General features: G+C 41.4%; 24 protein-coding genes, 1 pseudogene and 3 CRISPR repeat arrays. Of the genes and pseudogenes, 20 read left to right on the forward strand and 5 right to left on the reverse strand.

From position 1 onward, the window contains the following. Positions 1-50: 50 nt before the first annotated feature. A complete protein-coding gene (locus MHH68_RS04280; protein WP_003217819.1) occupies positions 51-215 on the reverse strand; it encodes a YvrJ family protein in 165 nt (54 codons plus the stop codon). 166 nt (positions 216-381) lie between these two features. On the opposite strand from MHH68_RS04280, the gene MHH68_RS04285 reads away from it, so the two are divergent. The 9 genes from MHH68_RS04285 to cmr6 all read left to right on the forward strand — a co-directional run bounded on the left by MHH68_RS04285 (position 382) and on the right by cmr6 (position 9916). Continuing rightward, the gene (locus tag MHH68_RS04285) at positions 382-984 is read left to right on the forward strand and encodes a sigma-70 family RNA polymerase sigma factor (protein ID WP_047947015.1); all 603 of its coding nucleotides are present in this window, start codon (positions 382-384) and stop codon (positions 982-984) included. Next, positions 932-1153 carry a sigma-O factor regulator RsoA gene (gene rsoA, locus MHH68_RS04290; RefSeq protein ID WP_073204404.1) on the forward strand — a complete coding sequence of 74 codons (222 nt, stop codon included), beginning with the start codon at positions 932-934 and terminating at the stop codon, positions 1151-1153. The genes MHH68_RS04285 and rsoA overlap by 53 nt, the downstream gene beginning before the upstream one ends. A 181-nt stretch (positions 1154-1334) precedes the next feature. Beyond that, positions 1335-1695: a CRISPR direct-repeat array (repeat unit 32 nt; unit sequence GTCGCACTCTACATGAGTGCGTGGATTGAAAT). 343 nt (positions 1696-2038) lie between these two features. Further along, positions 2039-2335: a CRISPR direct-repeat array (repeat unit 32 nt; unit sequence GTCGCACTCTACATGAGTGCGTGGATTGAAAT). Between the two features lie 310 nt (positions 2336-2645). Further along, positions 2646-3536 (forward strand): DUF6602 domain-containing protein, encoded by an 891-nt coding sequence (locus MHH68_RS04295; protein WP_339165304.1) that lies wholly within the window; start codon positions 2646-2648, stop codon positions 3534-3536. Positions 3537-3551: 15 nt separating this feature from the next. Beyond that, positions 3552-4889, forward strand: a complete 1338-nt coding sequence (gene cmr1 / locus MHH68_RS04300; protein ID WP_339165305.1) for a type III-B CRISPR module RAMP protein Cmr1 — start codon at positions 3552-3554, stop codon at positions 4887-4889. Continuing rightward, a complete protein-coding gene (gene cas10, locus MHH68_RS04305) occupies positions 4859-6667 on the forward strand; it encodes a type III-B CRISPR-associated protein Cas10/Cmr2 (RefSeq protein WP_339165307.1) in 1809 nt (602 codons plus the stop codon). The genes cmr1 and cas10 overlap by 31 nt, the downstream gene beginning before the upstream one ends. Beyond that, positions 6660-7892, forward strand: coding sequence for a type III-B CRISPR module-associated protein Cmr3 (gene cmr3, locus MHH68_RS04310; RefSeq protein ID WP_339165308.1), 1233 nt, complete (start codon positions 6660-6662; stop codon positions 7890-7892). Before cas10 ends, cmr3 begins: the two co-directional genes overlap by 8 nt. Before the next feature lie 13 nt (positions 7893-7905). Further along, positions 7906-8775 carry a type III-B CRISPR module RAMP protein Cmr4 gene (gene cmr4, locus MHH68_RS04315; RefSeq protein WP_233421727.1) on the forward strand — a complete coding sequence of 290 codons (870 nt, stop codon included), beginning with the start codon at positions 7906-7908 and terminating at the stop codon, positions 8773-8775. Further along, positions 8772-9140 carry a type III-B CRISPR module-associated protein Cmr5 gene (cmr5, locus tag MHH68_RS04320; RefSeq protein WP_339165311.1) on the forward strand — a complete coding sequence of 123 codons (369 nt, stop codon included), beginning with the start codon at positions 8772-8774 and terminating at the stop codon, positions 9138-9140. The genes cmr4 and cmr5 overlap by 4 nt, the downstream gene beginning before the upstream one ends. Next, a complete protein-coding gene (cmr6, locus tag MHH68_RS04325) occupies positions 9137-9916 on the forward strand; it encodes a type III-B CRISPR module RAMP protein Cmr6 (RefSeq protein ID WP_339165313.1) in 780 nt (259 codons plus the stop codon). Before cmr5 ends, cmr6 begins: the two co-directional genes overlap by 4 nt. A gap of 172 nt (positions 9917-10088) precedes the next feature. Next, a CRISPR array of direct repeats spans positions 10089-10255; the repeat unit is 33 nt; unit sequence GTCGCACTCTATATGAGTGCGTGGATTGAAATA. Positions 10256-10435: 180 nt separating this feature from the next. On the opposite strand, the gene MHH68_RS04330 is transcribed toward cmr6, so the two are convergent. Then, the gene (locus MHH68_RS04330) at positions 10436-11416 is read right to left on the reverse strand and encodes a metal-dependent hydrolase (protein WP_339165315.1); all 981 of its coding nucleotides are present in this window, start codon (positions 11414-11416) and stop codon (positions 10436-10438) included. A gap of 192 nt (positions 11417-11608) precedes the next feature. On the opposite strand from MHH68_RS04330, the gene mutY reads away from it, so the two are divergent. Further along, positions 11609-12709 (forward strand): A/G-specific adenine glycosylase, encoded by a 1101-nt coding sequence (gene mutY / locus MHH68_RS04335; protein ID WP_339165317.1) that lies wholly within the window; start codon positions 11609-11611, stop codon positions 12707-12709. Here mutY and MHH68_RS04340 read toward each other — a convergent pair. After that, the gene (locus tag MHH68_RS04340) at positions 12696-12920 is read right to left on the reverse strand and encodes a hypothetical protein (RefSeq protein WP_003217808.1); all 225 of its coding nucleotides are present in this window, start codon (positions 12918-12920) and stop codon (positions 12696-12698) included. The genes mutY and MHH68_RS04340 overlap by 14 nt on opposite strands. A gap of 80 nt (positions 12921-13000) precedes the next feature. Here MHH68_RS04340 and fabL point away from each other — a divergent pair, with 80 nt between their 5' ends. The 10 genes and pseudogenes from fabL to MHH68_RS04390 all read left to right on the forward strand — a co-directional run bounded on the left by fabL (position 13001) and on the right by MHH68_RS04390 (position 22543). Then, positions 13001-13753: an enoyl-[acyl-carrier-protein] reductase FabL gene (gene fabL, locus MHH68_RS04345; protein WP_003217873.1), complete on the forward strand. Its 753-nt coding sequence runs from the start codon at positions 13001-13003 to the stop codon at positions 13751-13753. 75 nt (positions 13754-13828) lie between these two features. Further along, a pseudogene (locus MHH68_RS04350) lies at positions 13829-13978 on the forward strand (gamma-type small acid-soluble spore protein); the annotation flags it as partial. 173 nt (positions 13979-14151) lie between these two features. Then, the gene (locus tag MHH68_RS04355) at positions 14152-14412 is read left to right on the forward strand and encodes a YgaB family protein (RefSeq protein ID WP_137055487.1); all 261 of its coding nucleotides are present in this window, start codon (positions 14152-14154) and stop codon (positions 14410-14412) included. Positions 14413-14559: 147 nt separating this feature from the next. Beyond that, positions 14560-15090: a DUF402 domain-containing protein gene (locus MHH68_RS04360; protein WP_012009337.1), complete on the forward strand. Its 531-nt coding sequence runs from the start codon at positions 14560-14562 to the stop codon at positions 15088-15090. A gap of 92 nt (positions 15091-15182) precedes the next feature. Then, positions 15183-16925 carry an ABC transporter ATP-binding protein gene (locus tag MHH68_RS04365; RefSeq protein WP_058015783.1) on the forward strand — a complete coding sequence of 581 codons (1743 nt, stop codon included), beginning with the start codon at positions 15183-15185 and terminating at the stop codon, positions 16923-16925. A 112-nt stretch (positions 16926-17037) separates the two neighbouring features. Next, entirely contained in the window at positions 17038-18060 is a 1023-nt protein-coding gene (locus MHH68_RS04370; RefSeq protein WP_061407158.1) for an ABC transporter ATP-binding protein, read from the forward strand. Further along, complete coding sequence (locus tag MHH68_RS04375) at positions 18029-19006, forward strand: ABC transporter ATP-binding protein (RefSeq protein ID WP_339165321.1); 978 nt, start codon at positions 18029-18031, stop codon at positions 19004-19006. The genes MHH68_RS04370 and MHH68_RS04375 overlap by 32 nt, the downstream gene beginning before the upstream one ends. Further along, the gene (locus tag MHH68_RS04380; protein ID WP_339165323.1) at positions 18981-20567 is read left to right on the forward strand and encodes an ABC transporter substrate-binding protein; all 1587 of its coding nucleotides are present in this window, start codon (positions 18981-18983) and stop codon (positions 20565-20567) included. Before MHH68_RS04375 ends, MHH68_RS04380 begins: the two co-directional genes overlap by 26 nt. A gap of 60 nt (positions 20568-20627) precedes the next feature. Further along, positions 20628-21629, forward strand: coding sequence for an ABC transporter permease (locus MHH68_RS04385; RefSeq protein ID WP_061407164.1), 1002 nt, complete (start codon positions 20628-20630; stop codon positions 21627-21629). A gap of 17 nt (positions 21630-21646) precedes the next feature. Beyond that, positions 21647-22543, forward strand: a complete 897-nt coding sequence (locus MHH68_RS04390) for an ABC transporter permease (protein ID WP_061407165.1) — start codon at positions 21647-21649, stop codon at positions 22541-22543. A gap of 29 nt (positions 22544-22572) precedes the next feature. Here MHH68_RS04390 and MHH68_RS04395 read toward each other — a convergent pair whose 3' ends face one another. Together MHH68_RS04395 and MHH68_RS04400 are read right to left on the reverse strand one after the other, a co-directional pair. After that, complete coding sequence (locus MHH68_RS04395; RefSeq protein ID WP_058015788.1) at positions 22573-23646, reverse strand: aromatic acid exporter family protein; 1074 nt, start codon at positions 23644-23646, stop codon at positions 22573-22575. Between the two features lie 246 nt (positions 23647-23892). Further along, entirely contained in the window at positions 23893-25188 is a 1296-nt protein-coding gene (locus MHH68_RS04400) for a glutamate-1-semialdehyde 2,1-aminomutase (protein ID WP_339165326.1), read from the reverse strand. Between the last annotated feature and the right edge of the window lie 95 nt (positions 25189-25283).

Below are 25283 nucleotides of genomic sequence, written 5' to 3' on the forward strand. Positions count from 1 at the left end.
GCCTTTCATTCCGCCCTCGTTTTCATAAGGTGAAACGAATCAAGAAGATGTCAATCTGATTCATCATTTTTTTGAACAGCGACCAATCGTTGGATGAGCTTGCTTAATTCATCAAACTTTCGTTCAAAACGTGTCAGCAAATAAACCGTCAAAATGGCAGGAAAGCCAGCCTGACCGAGCTGCTTCAGCCATTCCTCCGAAAAAAAGGTCTCCATTTGTCTCACCTCCCAGCGGATGCTCGTCTTCTCTATAAGTGGTATGAAAGAAGAAATAGGAAATCAAAGGGGGAGAAAATGAACCATTAGACCCGTTTCACAAAGTTTACTTTTTTTAACTTTTGTCCACTTAATGCAAGTAGAGAGAACAAAGGGGAGGATGCACATGGATTATCGGCTGTTATTGAAAGCAAAATGGAAGGAAATCGTTGATCACCCGCTCATTCAGCAGTTTTTAAGCAATCCTAAAAACCAGCAGCTGCTCCGGCAAGTCATGGAAGAGCCAAACGAAGAAAATGCGAAAAAACTAGATTCCGAGTTCAAGCAGTTTTATCAAAAAATCCGCATCATCAAGTATATTTCCACAATGATCCGCATCTTTTCAGTCGACTTTGACAAACGAGTGAAAAAAAAGCAGCAACGTTTTCCGCTCATACTCGATCATCCTGATACGCAAGAAGTGAAAGACCCTGTTCAAACAGATACGTATGAAGCTGTGCTCTTTAACCAGCAAGACTTAGGGGAGCACCTGCAAGACCCAAGATTGTACAAGGCCTACCAGCAGCTCACAGACAAACAAAAAATGGTTTTAACCCATATTTATGTTGAAGGTCAAACAATGAAAGAAATAGCCGACCGGCTAGGCGAAACGAGACAAAACATCTCAAACATCCACAAAAAAGCACTCAACAAACTAAAAGAAGAAACAGGGGGAGATGTCCGTGCAAGAAGACAAAATGACCAATGGAGAAATGGAAGAACTCATTGAAACCTTCACACCCATGATCAAAAAGAAACTACAAAACACGGCATATCAAGAAAGAGAAGACCTCGAACAAGAACTTTATATCAAACTCATCGAAAAAATAGACCGGCTGATTTACCAAGAAGGACCTGGATTTTGGGAGTTTATTGTGGAATATATGACGAAGTTGTAAGAGAAGCTGATGGTGCGAATGTGAGGTGAACATAAAATCCCCGGGGTATTCGCACCTTTTTATTCGACAAAATTGAGAAAAAATGTATATTTTATGAAGGGAAAAACAAAATTCTTTATTGAAAGTTGTGGATTTTGCCTATCATTTCCTAAAAAATGTTACAATTAGGGCAGAAATCGCAGTCGCACTCTACATGAGTGCGTGGATTGAAATTAACGCAAGGGCTTTTGTATACTTCCCCCCACGTGTCGCACTCTACATGAGTGCGTGGATTGAAATAACAAAACGCATCTGATACGTCAATCATAGAAAGAGTCGCACTCTACATGAGTGCGTGGATTGAAATTGAATAAAATTGCGTTTTTAACCCAATTTTCAAGTCGCACTCTACATGAGTGCGTGGATTGAAATATAATATTGCCCGATCCTGCATAGGCGTATCCTCGTCGCACTCTATATGAGTGCGTGGATTGAAATACAGTAGCCGTATTAATTACAGGTCTTATATTTGTCGCACTCTATATGAATGTGAGGAATAAAATTCTTGTCAGTAGGTAGCTTGAAAGATTTATTGACATTGCGCTTGAAATAGGTGTGAAAAACATAACTCTGTCTCAGCCATTTTATTAATGAATTCAAAGATGTTGATGAAGCAGCGAAATAAGTATGATTATCATCAGTAATAGTTTTTAATTAAATAGGATTAAGAGAGATTCGGTGCGAATGTGAGGTGAACATAAAATTCCTGAGGCATTCGCACCTTTTTATTCGACAAAAATGAGAAAAAATGTATATTATTTAGAGGTGAAAACAAAATTCCATATAGAAATTGAGGGTTTTGGCTATCATTCCCTAAAAAATGTTATAATTAGGGCAGAAATCGCAGTCGCACTCTACATGAGTGCGTGGATTGAAATATTTCTACGGAACTCATACATCCCCATGAAGAAATGTCGCACTCTACATGAGTGCGTGGATTGAAATCTTATCGCTGCCACTAGTTTGTTTTCAAACTCAGGTCGCACTCTACATGAGTGCGTGGATTGAAATAGTATCATCTTTAAAGGTTTTTCCGTATTCGCTGTCGCACTCTACATGAGTGCGTGGATTGAAATATGGCGGTGTTTTTCTATTTGCTGTAAAGCGTCCCGTCGCACTCTACATGATTGCGTGGATTGAAATGATTTCTTCGTCTGTTAAATCTTCATAGTATTTGTCGCACCCATATATGAGGTGTGCATGGTTTTCAATGATTGTGTCTTAAACGGTTATGACTACCTTAAAGATCATCTTCTTACAACATCCTCTTTCAAATAGCCATCAAATATACTGTTCATTTGTACAGTGAAAACATGACTCCTTGCAGTCATGTTTTTTTCTTCTTCTTTTTCCTAAATAAACCTTAAAAAATCTCAAAATAAGTCGAAATGAAAAGTAGTTATTTAGATTCAAATATTATCCATTCGTAATGAGTGGTGAAGGAGGAAATGGTTTGGGTGAAACGGAGCGAACCGGTAAAGTGGAGCAGCTGATCTTAGAGAATTATCAAAGATTAAACAGCATGATATCAGAAGAAGTGGACTTTGCTTCTAATCATGGCGGGCTGACAGGAGATTCTAGAGAAGTGATGTGGTTGGAGTTTTTTCGGAAAATCATTCCTAAAAAATATTCATTAGCACAAGGTGTCATCATTATTGACTCAGAAGGAAATCATTCTAACGAAGTCGATATTGCCGTATTTGATGAGCAGTATACGCCGTATGTGTTCCAACACAATTCCTTGAAATTTATACCGATTGAGGCGGTTGCGGTTGCTATAGAATGTAAAAGTTCAAATTTCGATGTTGATAATTTAAAAGTTTGGTCTGACAATATAAAAAAATTAGTACCGAAAACAAAAGGAATAGCTAGGATAGCCGCCAAAGGGGTTGACATGGTTGAAAATGATACACAGAAACGAACACGTCCTATTTTAATTTTAGCAAGTAATTTAAAAAGGCAAACAGCAAACTCATCTTCAAAGATGTTTGAAATATTAGACAAAGCATTTGACCTTATTCTTATGAAACAAAAGAGTGTATTTCATTTAAGAGCTCCTAATGAAGATAAACAGTTAGGATGGTGGGCTAATGAATTAAATTGTTATGATCCAGAAAGGTCTAAGGAACAAGAGGATAAAGAAAAGAAAAAAAATAGTGAGAAAAATAAAGATGATAGTAAAGACAAAGTGATTTCGAACAAACTCAGCGATTTACGTATTGATGGATGCGATCTGTTGACACTAAATTTCCAATTAAATCAATTGCTGATGCTCATTAACAATCCCATGTTTTTCCCTCACTATGCATATGCCGAGCTATTTCAGAAACAGATAACAAAGTGAAGAAAGGAGAGCGACATGACAAGGGAATCTAGTAAACCCAAAACGAATTGGCATGATGTGAAACATGCGATTGACACGAAAATCCATGAAGACCAAAGACTTTTTAAAGAGCCGCTCACTATTCATTTGGTTACGCCAATGTTTGGCGGAGGGCCCCAATCAAACTCAATTGATCAAGACAGACCGATTCGAGAAAGTGCGATTCGTGGTCATCTTCGTTTCTGGTGGCGTGCAACTCGAGGAGCTGCTTGCAAAAACGCAAATGAATTATCTAAACGAGAAGCAGAGATATTTGGTCATACAGAAAAAAGCAGCTTAATTAAAGTAATCGTTGAAGAAATATTTAAAGAACAAAAACAAATCAAATTCCCTCCAAAATATATTTTTCAAAAAACACCAAATAAAATGTTGATGGGATATTTCAAAATGAATGTTTATTTGACCGAGAGTGCTTCAATGACTTCACAAGACAAAAAGAAGTTGGGCAATGAAATCGAAGCTGCACTATGGGCGTGGATCAACTTTGGGGGACTTGGTGCAAGAACGAGACGTGGTTGTGGGAGTTTATACTGTGAGACATTTTCTCCTAAAGAGCAAGAAGTCAGTAAGGAGCGATTTGATCAATGGTTTAAAGAGAAAGTATGTCAATATGCTATCTCCATTCCCGAAGTGCCTCGTGAATGGGCAACGCTCAGCTGGGAGTTTAGATTACAAAATAAAGCTTCTCAAACGCATTTATCCTGGACGAGAACAATGGATACATACAGTGAATTTCGAAAAAAACATAATGTCCAAAATGGGGAGGCTGGGAGAAGTTATTGGCCTGAGGCAGATTCCATACGTCGTCTAGCGAATATGTCACATCCTGATCACGAATTACAATATCCTTCAAATAAACCAAAGAGATATATCGCTTTTCCTAGGGCGCAATTTGGTATGCCGATTGTTTTTAACTTTAAAAAGAAATCGAAAAAAGATAAGGAGCGAAGCGAAGAAGAAATAGCAAAAAGAAGGTGGTTTCAAAAGGAGCCTAATACAAAGACGTTAGTCCCGCGAAATAAAAATCGCTTGGCTTCACCACTCATCTTAAAACCGTTAGCTATTAATCAAAAGGAATCGGTGGGCATGGTGATGGTGCTGCAGCAACCAAAGATCGAAGCTTTATCGCTTTTAGGAAAAGGAAAGCCTTTGCCCGATGTGACAGATGAACAAAGTATCTACCCAACAGCCACCTACTCAAACAATCCATTACGAGACGAGAGTGGCCGTACGCACTCATCGGCGATTCAAGCCTTTTTACATAGCAAGGAGGTGCAAACATTTTGCCAGAAGAATCACAAAAACAAACATTAATGCTATTTTCGATAGGGCCCGTTCAAGAATTTATTGCGCAAGCAAGGCGGACGCGTGATTTATGGTTTGGCTCTTTTCTTCTATCTGAATTAAGTAAAGCAGGTGCGAAGAAATTTCAAGAACTGGGTGGAACGCTTATTTTCCCTGTGTTCAACGAATCATCTGCAAATACAAACAATGCACCAAACAAAATATTGGGAGGAATTTCACACGAACAGCCTTCATCCGTTGCAAGACAAGTAAAAAAAGCAATATATGGCAAATGGAAGGAATACGCAGATTTTGTAAGAGGGATTGTGGATCCTTATATTCAAATAGGCACATGGAATCGACAAGTAGATGATTTAATAGAATTTTATGCTGTGTGGACTGAGATGCAAACTCCAGAGGAAGCGCCAAATGCGTCCGCAAGTTCATATCATATGGCTCTTCAAGAAGTCGAAGGTTTAATGGCGGCAAGGAAGACTTTAAGAGATTTTAAACAAAATGAGCCAAGGGCGTTATTCGGTGAACCAAAATCATCACTTGATGGTGGCCGGGAATCAGTTTTCCAAAAGCAAAAAACACCACAGCAAGTGGCGCAACTTGCTAAATGGGGAATTGGTGAACATGAATCATTAGATGCGATTTCAGTGATCAAACGATTATCTATACATAAGCACCCGAGTATGACCTTTCCATCAGTCTGCGATAAAGCGTTTGCTCCCTATCAAAACATGTTGAAACAAAATGAACAGAAGAAAGCTGCCACACAATATGTGAAAGATGTAGAAACATATCTTAAGAATATGAATCTAACAGTAGCCCCTATTGATTTGAGTGAGGCATCGCTTTTTTATGATAGAAGAATAGAAGATTATCTTGAACAACGTGGACTTGTCGGGACCACACGAACAGAAGCGAAAAATGATATCACACAGCTGCTCGAAAAATATTTCAAAGGTGAATACAGCAAGCATCATGGCCGGCCGGTCAAACCACCAGCACCTTCACCTTACTATGCCTTTCTCATGGCGGATGGAGATAAAATGGGCAGCCAACTGCGAAATATACAGCATGTAGAAAGTCATATTGCATTTTCTAAAACGCTCTCAACTTTTGCTTCAAAGGCAAGTGGGATTATTTCCGAATGTGAAGGTACATTGATTTATGGCGGTGGAGATGATGTCATGGCTTATGTACCGGTTCACAAATGCTTAGAAGCAGCTGGGAAATTACAAAGAGAATTTGTATCAACGATGAATGCTCATCAACATAGTGAAATACCTCCTTCGATTTCAATTGGCATCGCCATCGTTCATATGCTTGAGCCTCTTGAAGAAGTAAGAAGTATGGCACGCCAGGCTGAACAATATGCAAAACAAGAGCGAAATTCATTAGCGATTCATTTCCAAAAGCGAGGCGGAGGAGACACAATGAATATCTCAGTCTCTTTTCAAATAGATCCAGTGGCCTCTATCCAAGAGATGACGACATGGTTAAAACAGTCTTATTTCACATCTGGCTTTGCATATGGCTTACGAGAGTTGTATCAAACATACGAACAGTCTTCATTTAAAAAACAGCCAGCAATTTTAGATGAACTCATTCCACTAGAGATAAGACGTCTTGCATTCAAAAAGAAAACGGAAGCAAAAACAGAGCAAGAAACGAAAGAGTGGATCGATCAATTGATTACGAAGTATATACCGAAGAAGAATACATTAGAAGAATTACATACAATCGCTGAATGTATGATCATTGCTCTTCAACTAGAGGAGGTAAGTGGACATGCCTGAAAGATGGTTTCACATTCAACCGCTTGATCCGCTGCTTATTCGTGATGCACGCCCATTTCAAAGTGTACCGGGTATACGGGCGCGTTCATTAAACGATGTTCCCCCTAGTGTGGTCGCAGGAACACTTCGTACAGCACTAGCGAAGATACGACAATCAATGAAACACACCACGCCACTTTCTTATTATGCGAAATCTCTTGTGCGAGGTCCTTTATATCGCTGGCATGATCATTTATATGTGCCAATGCCTAATGACCTTGAGTTATTCGATGATGAGTATGGCATGTATCAAGTGAGACCGAAGCGAATGATGTCGAAAGGACAGGGCTTTTTTGGCACAGGAAAAACAGGCCGTTTTAGTGAGGCATTATGGCCGCCAATTGGAGCTGGTGCTCGTAAAAAAATGAAATCGCCGCCTGCTTTTGTATCACTAAAGTGGATGATGAACTGGCTGACAGACGCAGTGGATGAGAGTCAGGTGAAGGAAGCCTTGACTGAATACCAACACATGCAGAAGGAAAATCATTCGTTCAAAAATGATGCACCACCTGCATTTATTCCAGCATTACAGCGTCAGGAGCGAACACAAATTGAGGTGGAAACTGGCAGTAAAAGAGCAAAAGATCAGCATCTATTTTCAACTGAATCGCTCTTATTCCCAGATGACTTTAAACTGGAGGCAGGAATAGATTTATCTACTGAAGAGTCAGAAGAATTAAAGCCTTTCTCAGGGATTCACCCAATCGGTGGTGAACGGCGGCTGGCTCATATAGAAGACCGGCCACATGTATACCAACAAGATTGGACATGTCCGGATGCTATTAAAGAATCGCTCAAAAACAAGCCGTATGTTCGCATGATATTGGCGACACCTGCTTATTTCAGTAAAGGATGGCAGCCCGGCTGGCTGGATGAACAGCTCATGTCAAAACCACTATTTGATACAAATGTACGACTCAAATTGGTTTGGGCATCTGTTCCACATTGGCAGCCTATCTCTGGATGGAGTTTAGCAAATAAAGACAAAGGGCGTGAAAAAGCAATACGCCGCTTAGTCCCTGCGGGTAGCGTTTACTTCTTTACAGTAGAAGAAGGAGATCCAGCAGAACTGGCCGAAAAAATGTGGCTTCAATCAGTATCCGATCGTAACCGGCGCAAAGAAGCGTTTGATCGTGAAGATGGCTGCGGGTTAGCACTTTGGGGAACATGGAAGCCGAATGAATAAGAGGAGTGAGATGATGGAAGCAAGCCGTTGGTTTTGGATACATTGTTTATCCCCCCTTCATATTGGAGCGGGTGAAGGAGTTGGCGTGATTGATATGCCCATTCAACGAGAAAAAGTAACAGAATGGCCGATTATACCTGGAAGCAGTATCAAAGGCGTGCAGCGTGAACATTATCGCGCGAAAGGACAAGACACATTCGTACAAAAAGTATTTGGTACACAAGGAGATCAAGATGGAAGCGCAGGAGCAGTCGTCATGACAGATGGCCGGTTATTTTCATTCCCGGTGGCGAGTAGATACGGTACATTTGGATATGTGGCAAGTCCACTCATATTGAAAAGATTAGCCCGCGATGCAAAAGCATTAGGCGTATCGCTGGATATCCCTGATCTCATCGAAGAATCGAGCACGCTAGTCACCATGATTTCTAAATTAGTAGAGAATGACGAATTATATCTAGGTGAATTTCAAGGGGCTGCGAAAAAATCTCCACAACTAACCGATTTTGCTGAACAGATGGCCAAACTTTTATTCGACGATAAACAATCACAAACTCTTTGGATAGAACGATTTGTGATTGTAAGTGATGACGTTTTTCAATACATTGTCACCATGAATTCTGAAGTGACACCTCGTATTAGAATTGATCATGAAACCCAAACAGTTAGTAAAGGTGCTCTCTGGTATGAAGAGTATGTACCGGCAGAAGCCATATTTTATGGGCTCATGTGGTGTGATCGTGTCGATGGAAGCAATAATTTATCCGTTAGACATCAACTTTTAAATCAACTAGAAAAACAGATGTATCTTCAATTAGGTGGAAACACAAACGTAGGTAAAGGAAGAGTATCCTGGCGTATGACAGGAGGGGAGGGATCATGAAACTCATTCAACATCATTATGCTGAGAAAGCGTATCAACATGTGATGAATGCCAAAACGAATGAGGAGAATTTCTCAAATCAATATGGACAACTCTGTCACAGATTCGCCTCAATGATCTTAACAAATGGATTAAGGCTCACCATTACATTTTTTGAAGCAAAATCAAAAAAAGGAAATGCTTATCAACAATTCGTTCAGGATATAAAAGAAACACTGGATATACAAGGAGATTGGTCAGCTTCCAATCGAGATTACTTAATCAAATCAAGACAAGCTTTAAATGCATCTGTTTGGTTAAAAAGATATGCGGAATCTATTTTAAAGGTGGAACAAGGGGCGGAGAATGTGGAGGACATCCAATGAATCTGTCATTAACCTTAAACAAAAGCAAATGGGAGATTGATGGTTCTACATTGTCGGACATCATAAAGGACAGCTCGAAGAAGCAGTCATTTTATGAAAATGTGATTAGTTTGCATCAAGAACAGTGGGAAAAATACAATCACTTGCTGTATGAAAAATTTGTGGAGCGATATTATACCGATACGAACCTCACATGCTTAGTCAAGTCCATATCGCCGTTAGTCATTGGACATAGAGGAGAGGGTGTACTTGAAACGGGATTGTTATTACACCCGATATACGGCGTTCCTTATTTACCAGGAACAGCTTTAAAAGGTGTAGCCTCTCATTATGCCCACTCTGTATTAGGTGAAAACTTTCCTGAACTAAAACAAGGTGGTAGTGATTACAACACATTGTTTGGAACAAACGAACGTGCTGGCATCATCGAATTTCATGATGCGCTCATGATGCCTGAGACGGTAGGAGAAGCATTCAAAGTGGATGTGATGACACCACATCATTCAGACTACAACAGCGTCAAGCTAGATAAGATGAACAAAGGGGGAAGTGTTCCAGCCCCTCGAGACGATGACTCACCAACACCTATTCATTTCTTAACGGTGGTCAACGGCCGCTTTCAACTTCTATTGAAAACAAAAAAGAATCTACCAGAAGAATCGGAATGGCTCGAACTCGCCAAAACCATCTTACTAGGCGCTTTAGAACACGAAGGAATCGGTGCTAAAACAAATGCGGGTTATGGAAGACTTAAAATGGACGACGTCATTTCATGAAACTTGGTGCGAATGTGAGGTGAACATAAAATCCCTGGAACATTCGCACCGTTTTATTCAAAAAATGAGAAAAAATGTATATTTTTAGGTGTGAAAACAAACTGCTATATAGAAACTTAAGGGTTTTGACGATTATTCCCTAAAAAATGTTATAATTAGGGCGAAAATCGCAGTCGCACTCTATATGAGTGCGTGGATTGAAATAGAACGGTTCCGCTGATACCATCATCCAACAAAACGTCGCACTCTATATGAGTGCGTGGATTGAAATATTACAGTTTCATATCCCTCCATAGCTCCGTTGACGTCGCACTCTATATGAGTGCGTGGATTGAAATAACCTTTTTCAATCCATCAAGGATAGCCAGGATGGATTGAAAATGTCTTGGATATCGAGATAGCGCAGTAATTCGTCGTCACACTCAACATAAGTGCATAGTCCACAGTTTCTGCGAATTACATAAATTCAAATATCTATCCCCAAAAAATCCAAGCCCTACACAACAAAAAAAGACTCGCTCACACAGAGCCGAGTCTTAATTTTTTTTGCAGTTTTTCTTCACTGAAAATCCAGCCGGTATAGGAATTTTTGATTTGATGATCCAAGTCGATATGGCAGATCGCGACGAAAGGATAATGACCTTTGCTGCGGTAGCGCAAATCAATGAACCGTACCTCATAATGATCCTTGTATTTATCTACTTCCCACCGGTAGACAGGGGAGAAGGAGAGAAAGGCTGAAATGTTTTCATCCTGTTTGGCAATTTTCATAATCTCAGTATCAGGGACCGGCACACGGTTAAAGGTGTCTAAAATGATAATCTCACCATTCATACTGCGTCCAACATGGAAAGAGGATTTACATTTCACAGCAATGCGCCATTGTCTGAACTTCATTGTAGGCGAAATAATAATGTCTTCAATCTCATCGAATCGTGCACGCAGCTGACGTTTGATCTGAAGCTGCATGATGACCCTGACGATATAGTAACAAAAAATCACCGCATACAGCGTAATGAACGTATAGCCGGGATGCCCGCCAATCGCCCATACGACAATGGCGACAAGGTGTGTAAAAAAGATAAACGGATCAAACGTGTTAATGATCCCAAGTGCTACCCATTTCTTCGAAAATGGGCGAATGGCCTGCGTACCGTATGCATTGAAAATATCGACAAACACATGAAGCACAACGGCTAATAGGGTCCATAGCCAAAGGTGAAGTATATTCGCCCCTGGCACAAATGGGAAAATCACAGCCGGAATTAGCAATGACCAAAACAGTACAGCTGGAATGGAATGTGTAAATCCTCGGTGATTTCTTATATAAACCGCATTATTTTTTAGTTTTAGCACAGTATCAATGTCTGGTGCTTGGGAGCCGGCGATGGTCGCGATCATCACGGCATGTGCCATGTGTGGATCTGCGCTGACGGCTGGATCTAAAAGTGCAAGTCCCCCAAGAGAAATGCCCATTACTACATGAGTACCAGTATCCAATTGATTACCTCCTAGTTGTCATGCTTAGGAACAATCATACAAAGTATACGCCTTCTTTCAAGACTATGTGCAAAAGCACTTTTGCTTTGTCTTGATTTAATGTAACATGTTAACGTATCTACAAACAGTATACAACAAATAAGGTTCTTTTCAGAACGTTAGCCCTCGGTTCAAGTGAGAAGGAGTATAGATATGAAAGACATTCAAGAAAAGCTGGACCGCAAAAATATTGCGGGATTTCAGCATGATTTAATTGATTGGTATGAAAAAGAACAACGAACACTTCCGTGGCGTGAAAATCAAGATCCATACAGAGTCTGGGTATCAGAAGTGATGCTTCAGCAAACGAGAGTAGATACGGTCATTCCGTACTTCAACCGGTTTATGGAGCAATTCCCGACGGTGAAAGATCTCGCTTTAGCTGATGAAGAAAAGGTCATGAAAGCATGGGAAGGTCTTGGCTACTACTCAAGAGTGCGTAATTTACAGGCAGCTGTGAAAGAAGTATATGAATCCTACGGTGGCATTGTCCCTGATACGAAAGAGCAATTTTCAAAGCTCAAAGGTGTAGGTCCGTATACGAGCGGCGCAGTACTGAGTATCGCCTATAACAAGCCGTACCCTGCTGTAGACGGCAACGTTATGAGGGTCATTTCCCGTATTTTGTCCATATGGGATGATATTGCAAAACCAAAAACGAGAAATATTTTCGAGTTTGCGGTCGATCAGCTCATTTCCCGGGAAAAGCCATCAGAATTCAATCAAGGGCTGATGGAGCTTGGTGCGCTCATTTGCACCCCAACATCCCCTGCATGCCTCATTTGTCCTGTGAACATGCATTGCTCGGCACTCGAAGAAGGTGTTCAGCATGAGCTCCCAGTGAAAAGCAAAAAGAAAAAACCGACTGCAAAATCAATGGCAGCAGCGGTGTTATTTGATGACGCAGGCAACCTCTATATTCATAAGCGGCCAAGTACAGGCCTTCTTGCGAATTTATGGGAATTCCCTAACTTGGAAACCATAAAGGGAAGAAAAACGGAAAAAGAGCAGCTCATGGATTTCTTAAAAGAGGAGGCAGGTGTACAAGCAGAGCTTGGTGACTTAGAAGGCACCATTCAGCATGTATTTACCCACCTCATCTGGAATATTTCTGTTTTCTTTGGACGTGTGACATCTGTATCTGATGACACGATGCTGAAAAAAGTGACAACAGAAGAATTTGAGGCATATGCTTTGCCAGTCTCACACCAAAAAATTTGGAAGATGGCACTTGAAGAACCTAGTCGTATTTAACTGTTGTACCGTGGGTATAATCGGCTTCATTTCGGTGCAGACCCCCGCGGTCTTCAATTTCAGAAATGATTTCTCGATACTTAGATTGCCCTTCTTCGTTTAAATAAGGTAAAATTTGTTGGAAAGCATGATGAAAGTAAGCAAGCTCAGTATCTTTCCATTGATCCTTGGACATCATGCCAAGCTGGCTTAAATCGCGTCCGACATACATGAATGTAACCTCCTAATAGGAACTTTCTATTAGTGTGAAGCGAATGGACGAAAACTATTCAAATCAGGAGATGAACAATAATGAGTCAACGTAAATGTGCATTAATTACAGGTAGCAGCAGAGGTGTAGGGAAAGAAGTTGCCCTTCGCCTAGCTGAAAAAGGATATGACATTGTCATTAACTATGCGAGAAGCAAAAAAGCCGCACTTGAAACAGCGGAAGAAATTGAAGCGATGGGTGTTAAAACATTGGTTGTCAAAGCCAACGTAGGTCAGCCAGAGAAAATTAAAGATATGTTTCAGCAAATCGACGAAACCTTTGGCCGTTTAGATATATTTGTGAACAATGCGGCATCTGGTGTTCAGCGTCCAATCATGGACCTTGAAGAAAATCATTGGGACTGGACGATGAATATCAATGCAAAAGCGTTACTATTTTGCGGACAAGAAGCGGCGAAACTAATGGAGAAAAACGGTGGCGGTCATATCGTCAGCATTAGCTCACTAGGCTCTATTCGCTATCTTGAAAATTACACAGTTGTTGGCGTCTCAAAAGCAGCATTAGAAGCATTGACGCGTTATCTATCTGTGGAGCTGTCACAAAAGAATATTGTCGTGAATGCCGTATCTGGCGGCGCGATCGATACAGATGCACTTAAGCACTTCCCGAACCGAGAAGAGCTTTTAGAAGATGCCAAGAAAAATACACCAGCTGGCCGAATGGTGGAAATTAAAGACATGGTCGACAGTGTGGAATTCCTTGTATCAGGCAAGGCAGATATGATTAGAGGACAGACGATTATTGTGGATGGCGGACGTTCTTTGCTTGTTTAAAAAAATCATGAATAGGATTTGCACCTTCTGCACAAATTAATGTGCGTGGAGGTGATAATGATGGACAAACAACAAAACAAAACAAACGCACAACAAGTGAAGAAACAAAACCAAGCTGCTGCACAAGGTGGTCAATACGGCACTGAATTTGCTAGCGAGACTGATGCACAGCACGTAAAAAAATATAACCAAAAAGCTGAGCAAAACAAACAACAAAACAGCTAATCACTGAAACAGAGAAAGCACTTCATCTACGAATGAAGTGCTTTTCTTTTTGCCTCTCCCCACCATCCGACAAAACCTGTAAAACCTCTACATAAACAGTCAAAGGATTTCGGCGATCTTTCAAGAAATGGTATACAGACAAAAAGTGGATGAAAATAAAAGGGAGGAGTTAGATGTCTGATTTCGATCAGCTTGTAAAAGAACAAATGCAGCTCATGGATCAACTGCTCAATGTACAGGGAGAACTCGATCTATGCTTAGAAACAGAAAAACAATTGCTGCAAGATGAAAAAAAAGAAGAGTGGACCAGGCTTCATGATCAAATCAAACAGAAACGTGTGGAACTGCAAAGAGTTCAAACCTTGTTTACAAAACAGACAGAAGAGGTCATCAATTCATATAAGCAGATGGAAAAGAGTTCAACCGTGATGTAAGACAGTGTGCCGTTCAATTGGGTTGAATGGCTTTTTCATTTCATTTTTTAATGATGTAACGGTATAATATAATAGAGACATGTTTAGTTGGGAAATTAGGTCTTTGGACTGTTAGGTTTTTTTGTTATAGAAAGTAGGGGAGAAAATATGGGCTATCCCAAGGAAGGAGAAACCATCCAAATTCAAAGCTATAAACACAATGGCTTGATCCACAGGATTTGGAATGAAACCACCATTCTGAAAGCAACGGAATTGTGTATCATTGGTGCAAACGACCGGACAATGGTGACTGAATCCGACGGCCGTACTTGGATGACGAGAGAACCGGCTATTTGCTATTTCCATGCAAAACAATGGTTTAATGTGATTGGGATGCTTAGAGATGATGGGGTATATTATTACTGCAACATCAGCTCTCCTTTTGCAACAGATGAAGAAGCAATTAAGTATATTGATTACGACTTAGATGTCAAAGTTTTTCCGGACATGACATACAATATTTTGGATGAGGATGAATATGCAGATCATAAGAGGCAGATGAATTATCCAAAGGAAATCGATAGTATCTTAAGAGAGCATCTGAATACATTATTGCATTGGATTCACCAGCGGAAAGGTCCGTTTGCTCCTGAATTTGTGGATATGTGGTATGAACGTTTTTTACATTATACAAAATAGCAAGAGCAGCAAAAACCTGTTTAGCTTTTAGGCTAACAGGTTTTTGATTGCGTACGGATAAGAGGCACTGATAGATTGGGAAGGAGATTTACATGGGGGTCATTAAACGCTACATGGCTTTTGTAACACCGTATAAAAAACAGATTGCATTGACAATGGTCATCGGGATGATCAAGTTCTCGATACCCTTAACATTGCCTCTGCTTTTAAAGTATGTCATTGATGATGTCATTCAAGGCTCGGGGTCGGCTGAAGAAAAGACATCATCTCTACTGATGATTATGGGAATCATGCTCGTCTTATTTTTAGTGATGAGACCGCCTGTTGAATACTATAGACAATACTATGCGCAGTGGACAGGCAGTAAAGTATTATTTGATATTCGGGAAAAGCTGTTTTCGCATATTCAAAAGCTCAGCCTTCGTTATTATGCCAACACGAGAACAGGAGAAATCATTTCTAGAGTCATCAACGATGTGGAGCAGACAAAAGAGTTTGTCATCACAGGTCTTATGAATATTTGGCTTGATTTGATGACCGTGCTCATCGTGATCGCTATTATGTGTACACTGGACATCAAGCTCACCATTGTGTCTGTCATTATTTTTCCGTTATATGCGTTTGCAGTGAAGTTTTTTTACGGCAGGCTGCGTAAGCTGACAAAAGAGCGGTCACAGGCGCTGGCTGAAGTGCAAGGGCATCTGCATGAGCGGGTACAAGGAATGCCAGTCATTCGGAGCTTTGCCATTGAAGAATATGAACAAGAGAATTTTCATGATGAAAATAAAAATTTCTTAAACAAAGCGATCAATCATACGAATTGGAACGCCAAAACATTTGCCGTTGTCAATACCATTACTGATATTGCACCGCTATTAATCATTGCATTTGCTGGCTACACCGTCATTAATGGATCACTTTCGATCGGGACCATGATTGCCTTTGTCGGTTATATTGACCGGATGTACAACCCGATTCGCCGCCTCATAAACTCATCCACGACTTTAACTCAGTCGGTAGCGTCAATGGATCGTATCTTTGAATTTATTGATGAGCCATACGAGGTAACAGATCGGCCGAATGCAAAAGAAGCCGATCATTTAAAAGGAGAGGTCGAATTTAAAAATGTGTCATTTCGTTATGAACACACGCAGGAAGAGATTCTCCGCAACATCTCCTTGAAAGTAGAAAAAGGACAAACGGTTGCGCTTGTAGGAATGAGCGGTGGGGGGAAGTCCACTCTCGTCAGCTTAATTCCAAGATTTTATGATGTGACAAACGGATCACTTGAAATTGACGGCATTGATATAAAAGAGTACAAAGCAAGAAGCCTTCGAAATCAAGTCGGAATGGTGCTGCAGGATACTTTCTTATTCAGTGACACGATTAAAGAAAACATTGCCGTTGGAGATCCAGAAGCTTCTTTTGAAAAAATCGTTTCGGCTGCAAAAGCGGCAAATGCCCATGATTTTATCATGTCTCTTCCTGAAGGATATGACACGAAGGTAGGAGAACGGGGCGTGAAGCTGTCAGGTGGTCAAAAACAACGGATTTCCATTGCAAGGGTTTTTCTGAAAAATCCACCACTGTTGATTTTAGATGAAGCAACGTCTGCACTAGATTTAGAAAGTGAACATTACATTCAAGAAGCGATGCAAAAGCTAGCAAAGGACCGCACAACCTTTATTGTCGCGCACCGCTTATCAACAATTACACATGCTGACCTCATTGTCGTCATGGAACAAGGTGAGATTGTGGAAAAAGGAACACACGAAGAATTAATGAACAGAGACAGCCACTATCGCCATCTTTTTACCATTCAAACATTAAATTAGTAGAAGCCTATCCAATTCTAGCGGATAGGCTTTTTTATGCTTGTCAAAAACATGACATATTTCCCAGCTTGTCTCAATACAATTTTAAAAAGTATGACGGGGTGGTGAATATGTGAAAGAACAAGACGTGCTGCTAGATGTCAAACAGCTGTCCATTGCATTTCAGCAAAAAAAGCAAAAAGTACCCATCGTCCATCACATATCGTTCTCGATTCAAAAAGGAGAAACCTTAGGAATTGTTGGCGAATCTGGCTGCGGGAAAAGTATCACATCTATGTCATTAATGGGGCTGAACCAGCAAACAGAGACAACGGGAGAGATCCAATTCGAAGGGCAAAACCTGCTGTCGCTTTCAGAAAAACAGTGGCGAGAAATAAGAGGAAATGACATTTCGATGATATTCCAGGAACCAATGACCTCTCTGAACCCATTAATGACCATCGGCAAACAAATGACAGAAGCCCTTTTCACACATCAAGCAATCGGTCAAAAAGAAGCAAAAGCGAAGGCGGTTGATCTGCTTCAGACCGTCGGATTGAAGCAAGCCGAATCGTTGCTTAAAAAATACCCGCATGAATTATCAGGCGGCATGCGTCAGCGTGTGATGATTGCGATGGCGATGCTTTGTCACCCAAAGCTCATGATCGCAGATGAACCAACAACTGCACTTGATGTGACCATCCAAGCGCAAATCCTTCGCCTGCTCAAAAAGCTGAACGAAGAGATGGACACCGCGATCTTATTTATTACCCATGATCTAGGCGTTGTACGGCAAATATGCCAGCGAGTCATGATTATGTATGCCGGTCGAATCGTAGAAGAAGGAACCGTTGACCGTATTTTTCAAAAACCTCTGCATCCCTACACAAAAGGTCTTTTCGCCTCAGTTCCATCGTTCAAAGAGAAAAAAGAAAAGCTCATCTCTATTGCAGGTCATGTACCGAAGCCAGGGACCATTCGATCCGGCTGTCAATTTGCCGCGCGCTGCCCCTATCAAATGGCGCAATGTCTTGAAGAAGACCCCGTTTTACAATCCATTGAACAGGATCACCGCGTGGCGTGCTTTCTAATGGAAGGAGGAGAAGACACTGAGTCACCCACTCTTGCAAGTGAATCGGCTGACAAAACGGTATGACACAGCCGCTTTTTTTTCTAAACATAAACAATCGACTTTGGCTTTAAATCAAGTGTCCTTTCACGTGAAGGAGGGGGAAACGCTTGGCATTGTCGGTGAATCAGGCTGCGGGAAATCAACACTTGGCAAAAGCTTAATGAGATTAACTGAACCGACGTCAGGCTCTATTCAACTGAAAGGGCAAGAGGTCACTCTTTTGAAAGAAAGAGAGATGCGTTCTTTAAGAAAAGACATTCAAATGATTTTTCAAGATCCATATGCTTCATTAAATCCACGAATGAAAATCAAAGATATTTTAGAGGAACCACTCATTGTGCATCGACATGGGACGAAAGCAGAAAGACGGAAGTGGGTCAAAGAGATGCTGCATATTGTCGGTTTTGATCCTTCCTACGGGGAGCGTTATGCGCACCAATTTAGCGGTGGACAGAGGCAGCGTATTGGGATCGCTAGAGCACTCATTACCCATCCAAGTCTTGTCATTGCCGATGAACCGGTTTCAGCTTTAGATGTATCCGTTCAAGCGCAAATTTTAAATTTGATGCTTGAATTGCAAAAGACGCTTTCTCTGACGTATCTATTTATTTCTCACGATCTTGGCGTTGTCAGGTATATGAGCGACCGAATCGCCGTCATGTATGCTGGCCGCATTGTCGAGATGGGGCCTGCCGAAGATGTGTTTCACAGCCCGCTTCATCCCTATACATCGCTGCTTCTGAAATCCATTCCACATATGGATCACGTGCTAGAGACGCAAGATGTGGCAGCAGAAGAGTCTGCAATGACGCCAAGCGGCGGTTGTCCTTTCTACAAAAGGTGTCCAAAAAGGTGGGAGAAATGCTTGAAAGCAGCACCTGCTTTGTATGAGGAGGAGCCGGGGCATGCGGCGGCGTGTTACTTATATCAAAAGGAGGAACACAATGAAGAAGACATGGTTATTCAGTAGTTTCATTTTTGTGCTGGTGCTTGCACTATTTTTGGGGGGATGCTCGTCCGCTCCGTCATCAGAAGAGAAGGCAACAAAAGACACTCTCGTATTTGGCAGAGGAGGAGACTCCACTTCACTTGATCCAATCACAACAACAGAAGGCGAAACCTTCAAGGTCACAGAGAATATGTTTGAAAAGCTCCTGAATTACGGTGAGAAAGACACGACCATCCACCCAGGTCTCGCAACAGACTGGGATGTTGCAAAGGACGGAAAATCATACACATTCTACTTAAGAGAAGGTGTGAAATTTCACGATGGCACAGACTTTAACGCAGAAGCAGTGAAATTCAACTTTGACCGCTGGATGAATGGTGATGCAGAAAAATTTCCTTACTATGGCATGTTTGGCGGCTATAAAAAAGATAAAGGACATGTCATTAAAGACATCATCGTCAAAGGTGAGCATGAAGTAGAATTTCAGCTAAAGCGACCGCAGGCGACATTTCTTAAAAACATTGCCATGTCACCGTTTGGCATCGCAAGTCCTGCGGCTGTTGAAAAAAGCGGCGACTCCTTTCGCGAGAATCCAGTAGGAACAGGACCATTTAAGTTTAAAGAGTGGAAACAAAACGACCGTATCGTATTAGAAAAGAACGAAGATTACTGGCAGAAAGATAAACCAAAACTGAATCAAATCATCTTCCGCTCGATCCCAGAAAACTCGGCTCGCTTAAATGCCTTGAAAACAGGCGAAATCGATTTGATGGATGGTGTGAATCCGTCAGATTTAGATGGCATTAAAACGGATAAAGCACTCCAGCTCATTGAAAGACCATCAATGAACGTAGGCTATATCGGACTGACTGTCACAAGAAAGCCGCTTGATAACAAGCTGGTTCGTCAGGCACTCAATTATGCGGTCGATAAAGAATCGATTATTGAGTCATTTTATGGCGGACTGGCTGAGCCAGCAAAAAATCCATTGCCGCCTGCTTTAGAAGGCTACAATGACGACATTGAGCCATATCCATATGATCCAGAAAAAGCGAAAGAACTATTAAAAGAAGCGGGCTTCCCTGACGGCTTTCGCATCAAGCTTTGGGCAATGCCTGTACCACGTCCATATATGCCAGATGGAATGAAGGTAGCAGAAGTCATTCAGTCAAATTTTGAAAAGGTCGGCGTCAAAGCAGAAATTGTGACATATGACTGGGCCACCTATTTAGATAAAGCAAGTAAAGGGGAAGCAGATGTGTTCTTATTAGGCTGGACAGGGGACAATGGCGATCCTGATAATTTCATCTACACTCTGCTGGACAAGGACAGCATTGGCGGCAACAACTATACATTTTTTCAAAATGATAAAATGCATGACATTTTAATTGAAGCGCAAACAGACACAGATCAAAAGAAACGAAATGAGCTGTATAAAAAAGCGCAGGAAATCATTCATGACGAAGCACCTTGGATTCCATTGGTGCATTCGATCCCAATGCTTGCAGCATCTAGTGATTTAAAAGGCTACCAGCCGCATCCAACTGGTTCAGAAGCTTTGACTGACGTGTATTTCGAATAAGCAAATAAGGGAGATCTTGTATCTCCCTTATTCAAACAAAGAAAAGGCGGTGAAAGCTGTTTGTTTGCTTATTGTATGAAGCGGGCAGGAATGCTCATCCCAGTATTGATCGGAATGACATTGGTCGTGTTTTCAATTATACGGTTTATTCCAGGGAACCCAGCACAGGTTATCTTAGGACAGCGGGCAACGAAAGAAGCAGTAGAACAGTTAACCATCCAGCTCGGTTTAAATCAGCCTTGGTATGTTCAATACGGACATTACATGCTGGGCCTTTTAAAAGGAGATTTAGGGACTTCGATACGAACAGGAGCGGCTATTGCCCAGGAAATGAAACCATACTTATTTGCGACGTTAGAATTGACTTTTTTTGCCATGGTGCTGGCGATCGTTGTGGGGGTAAATGCCGGAATTATCAGTGCTTGGTTTAAGCATTCTTTCTTTGATTATGCCGCAATGTTTATTGCACTCATTGGAGTGTCCATGCCGATTTTCTGGTTAGGCTTAATGGGGCAATGGCTGTTCTCAATTGAATTAGGTATTTTACCGACAACGGGCCGTGAAAACGTCAGAAATCCAGTGGAGTCAATCACCTATATTCATACGCTGGATACGCTTTTGCAAGGCCGGTTTGATCAATTCACTGACAGCATCAAGCATTTGATCTTACCAAGTACAGCACTTGCCACAATTCCTGCTGCGATTATTGCGAGGATAACAAGGGCAAGTATGCTGGAAGTGCTTCATTCAGATTTTATTCGAACAGCAAAAGCAAAAGGAGTACGTTCATTTTTCATCATTTATCAGCATGGGTTGAAAAATGCGCTTATTCCGATCTTGACGATTATTGGTCTTCAGACAGGCCTCTTGCTAGGCGGAGCCATTTTAACAGAGACCATTTTTGCATGGCCGGGCATTGGGCGGTATATATATGACGCCATCAGCTATCGTGATTACCCAGTCATTCAAACTGGCATTCTCGTTGTTGCGCTCATATTTGTCCTGATCAACTTCATTGTGGATATCTTGTATGCGGTCATTGATCCAAGGATTAAATATTAGGGAGGGAGAGTGATCACATGGAAGCACAAAAAGAGCTTGAACCACCTCAACCAAAAGAAGAACGCTCTCAATCATTGATTCTTGAATCGATGAAGCTGTTCTTTCAGCACAAGCTGGCGGTCATTGGCAGTGTGATTGTCTTTTTATTTCTGATCTTAGCAATATTCGCACCGCTCATTGCTCCTTTTGGAATCAATGAACAATCTCTCGGTGAGCGATTTAGTGCACCATCAGCTGCGCACTGGTTTGGTACAGATGATTTCGGCAGAGATATATTCTCAAGAGTTGTGCATGGCGCGCGAATTTCCTTATGGGTTGGTTTCTTCTCGGTTCTCGGGTCTGTCATTTTAGGCACACTGCTTGGATTGATTGCAGGCTATGGCGGTAGAGTGCTAGATGCTGTGATCTCGAGAGTGTTTGATATTTTACTCGCTTTTCCTAGTATTCTACTGGCGATTGCGATCGTCTCCATCTTAGGCCCCTCCTTACAAAATGCCCTTATTGCCATTGCGATTATTAATGTCCCAACCTTTGGACGGCTCGTTCGTTCAAAAGTGCTGAGTATTAAACAAGAAGAATACGTGCTAGCAGCAAAGGCGGTTGGGATGTCACACCGCCGCATCGTGCTGCGTCACATTCTGCCAAATAGTATGGTGCCGGTCATCGTACAGGCGACGCTTGCGATCGGAACAGCGATTATTGAGGCAGCAGCTTTAGGTTTTTTAGGATTAGGTGCACAGGCACCAAGCCCAGAGTGGGGGAAAATGCTTGCCGATGCGAGACCTTATCTCGTTCAAGCCCCTTGGACATTAATTTTCCCAGGTGTCGCGATCATGCTGACAGTTTTAGGTTTTAACCTGATGGGAGATGGATTACGTGACACACTGGATCCTAAAATGAAGAAAATAAAATAAGACCAATTCTAGGAATTGGTCTTTTCTGTCTATGCTTCTTTTTCTTCTGTCTCAATTTCACTGTCTTTTGGGTGATACGTCTGGAAGCTTGTAATCAATGTATCTAAATGCTCTAGTTCATCACGGTATTCGATGATGCTGGACATAACATTTAGCATATTGTAATCGAGCAAGTCATTTTCTTGGTTTTGCTGATGCTGGATAAATGATTTCGTTAACGTTTCAAGACGAAGAGAGCATTCATTTTGAAATTCATCGTCCTGCGGTTTCATTTTACCGACGAATTTCATCAAGGTGCGCTCATGCCAATACAGTAAGTAATCAATTTCATCTGTTAAGCTTTCCCTGAAATGCTCTGGCATCAAATGAATTTCATTTTCTAATTTATGAAGCTTTTTCAGCAAGTAAAGAGCGCGATTCGATGCCATAATGGCCTGTCTAAACAAAACGAGCTTTCTTGATTTTACATAGGTTGTTTTCTTTAAATAGCTTCGTTCCTCTTTGTATAACAAGTAAATGTGATCTAATTTGATCATGCGTTCTTTTATTTGATCGATGTCATCCTTTAAAGTGGAATGATCAGTAGACTGTCTGGAGCTCAGACGGATCCATTTTAAAATCTCCTCCGTATTTTCCATAATGTGATGAACAAGCTTTGTTTCATACTTTGGCGGCAGGAAGATTAAATTCACTAAAAATGAAGAAAGAACTCCTAACACCACAGTAGCTGTTCGAATTAAGGCAAAGGAAAGGAAATGATCCCCTGCACTTTCTAAAATCGCAATGACGGTTACAAGTGCAATTGGAATCGTGTGTTCAATCTTCAGCTTTAAATTAATGGCGATGACCATGACGGCGGTTAAACCGATAATGACTGGTCCAGTACCAAAAAGCAGACCGAACGTAATGGCAAGTGCTGCTCCGATAATATTGGCTTGCACTTGATCAATAATCGTTAAAAAAGATCGATAAATAGATGGCTGGATAGCAAATACAGCTGCAATTCCCGCGAAGACGGGCGTTGGCAACCCAAGCCATGTTGCCAGGTAAAGCGCGAGTACAATGGCAATACCGGTTTTTAAAATACGGGCTCCAAGTTTCATTGGTTTTGTCCCTGCATTCCTTTCTTTTAGATAATAGATGATCACTCGTCATTTATTATAAATATTTTGATGAACAACTAAGTAATATACAGCGGTCTTCCGAAATATTCAAGTGATTTTTGAAAGTTCATGAAAACATCAAAAGAAGGTATTGAGAAGAAATGTAACAGATTCACACGCTTTTGACAAATAAGAGCTGATAAATAAAAAAACAGGCGCATCTTTTTACGCCTGTTTTTGACCCTATTATGATTGTTTCAACTGTTCAAACGCATGATCTACTGCTTGTAGCGTCTTAGAAATATCTTTTTCAGTATGTGCGATCGTTAAGAACCAAGCTTCATATTTAGAAGGAGCGAGGTTAATCCCTTGCGAAAGCATTAATTTAAAGAAGCGGGCGAACATTTCGCCATCCGTATTTTCAGCCTGCTCATAGTTTACAATGGTTTCTTTTGTGAAGTAGACAGTAAGAGCCCCTTTTAAGCGGTTCACTGTAATATCTACTTGATGTTTTTTTGCATGGGCTAAAATGCCTTCTTCTAGCATAGCGCCAAGCTGATCTAGACGTTCGTAAACACCATCTTGTTTTAACACTTCCAAGCAGGCAATACCAGAAAGAATGGATGCAGGATTTCCTGCCATCGTGCCAGCTTGATAGGCCGGTCCAAGAGGAGCGACTTGCTCCATAATTTCTTTTTTACCGCCATAAGCACCGATCGGAAGTCCGCCGCCAATGATTTTTCCTAATGCAGTGAGGTCAGGTTTTATTTGAAGCAAGTCCTGTGCGCCTCCGTACATAAAGCGGAAAGCTGTAATTACTTCATCATAGATCACAAGTGCGCCCTTTTCATGAGTGAGGTCATTGACTTGTTGCAGGAAACCGTCCTTAGGTTCTACGATGCCGAAGTTCCCGACAATTGGCTCGACAAGGACAGCTGCGACTTCATCGCCCCATCGATCCAATGCTTCTTTGTAGCTGTCAATATCATTAAATGGAACGGTAATGACTTCATTGGCGATGCTCTTAGGAACGCCTGCTGAATCAGGGGTTCCTAAAGTGGAAGGACCAGAGCCAGCTGCCACAAGTACAAGATCAGAGTGACCGTGATAGCACCCGGCAAACTTAATGATTTTTGTTCTGCCTGTATATGCACGTGCCACACGAATCGTTGTCATCACCGCTTCAGTACCTGAATTGACAAAGCGGACTTTGTCCAAAGCAGGCATGGCTTCCTTCAGCATTTTAGCAAAAGTGACTTCATGCTTCGTTGGCGTTCCGTAAAGAACGCCTGATTCAGCCGCTTTTGTAATCGCTTTTGTAATATGAGGGTGGGCATGTCCTGTAATAATGGGGCCGTATGCTGCTAGATAATCGATATAGCGATTACCGTCAACATCCCAAAAATAAGCGCCTTCTCCTTTTTCCATAGCCACGGGTGAACCGCCGCCTACTGCCTTATATGAACGAGAGGGGCTGTTGACACCTCCAACAATATGCTCCAGCGCCTCTTGATGTAATTTTTCTGATTCTGTGAATTTCATAAATAGCCTCCTATCTCAACGTATCACGTCGTCTATCATTATTTTAACATGCCAATGCAAGAGTCCTTAGTTGAATATCCTCTCAAAATTGGATA

This window comes from Bacillus sp. FSL K6-2841 (assembly GCF_037976435.1).
Taxonomy (GTDB): Bacteria; Bacillota; Bacilli; order Bacillales; family Bacillaceae; genus Bacillus; species Bacillus pumilus.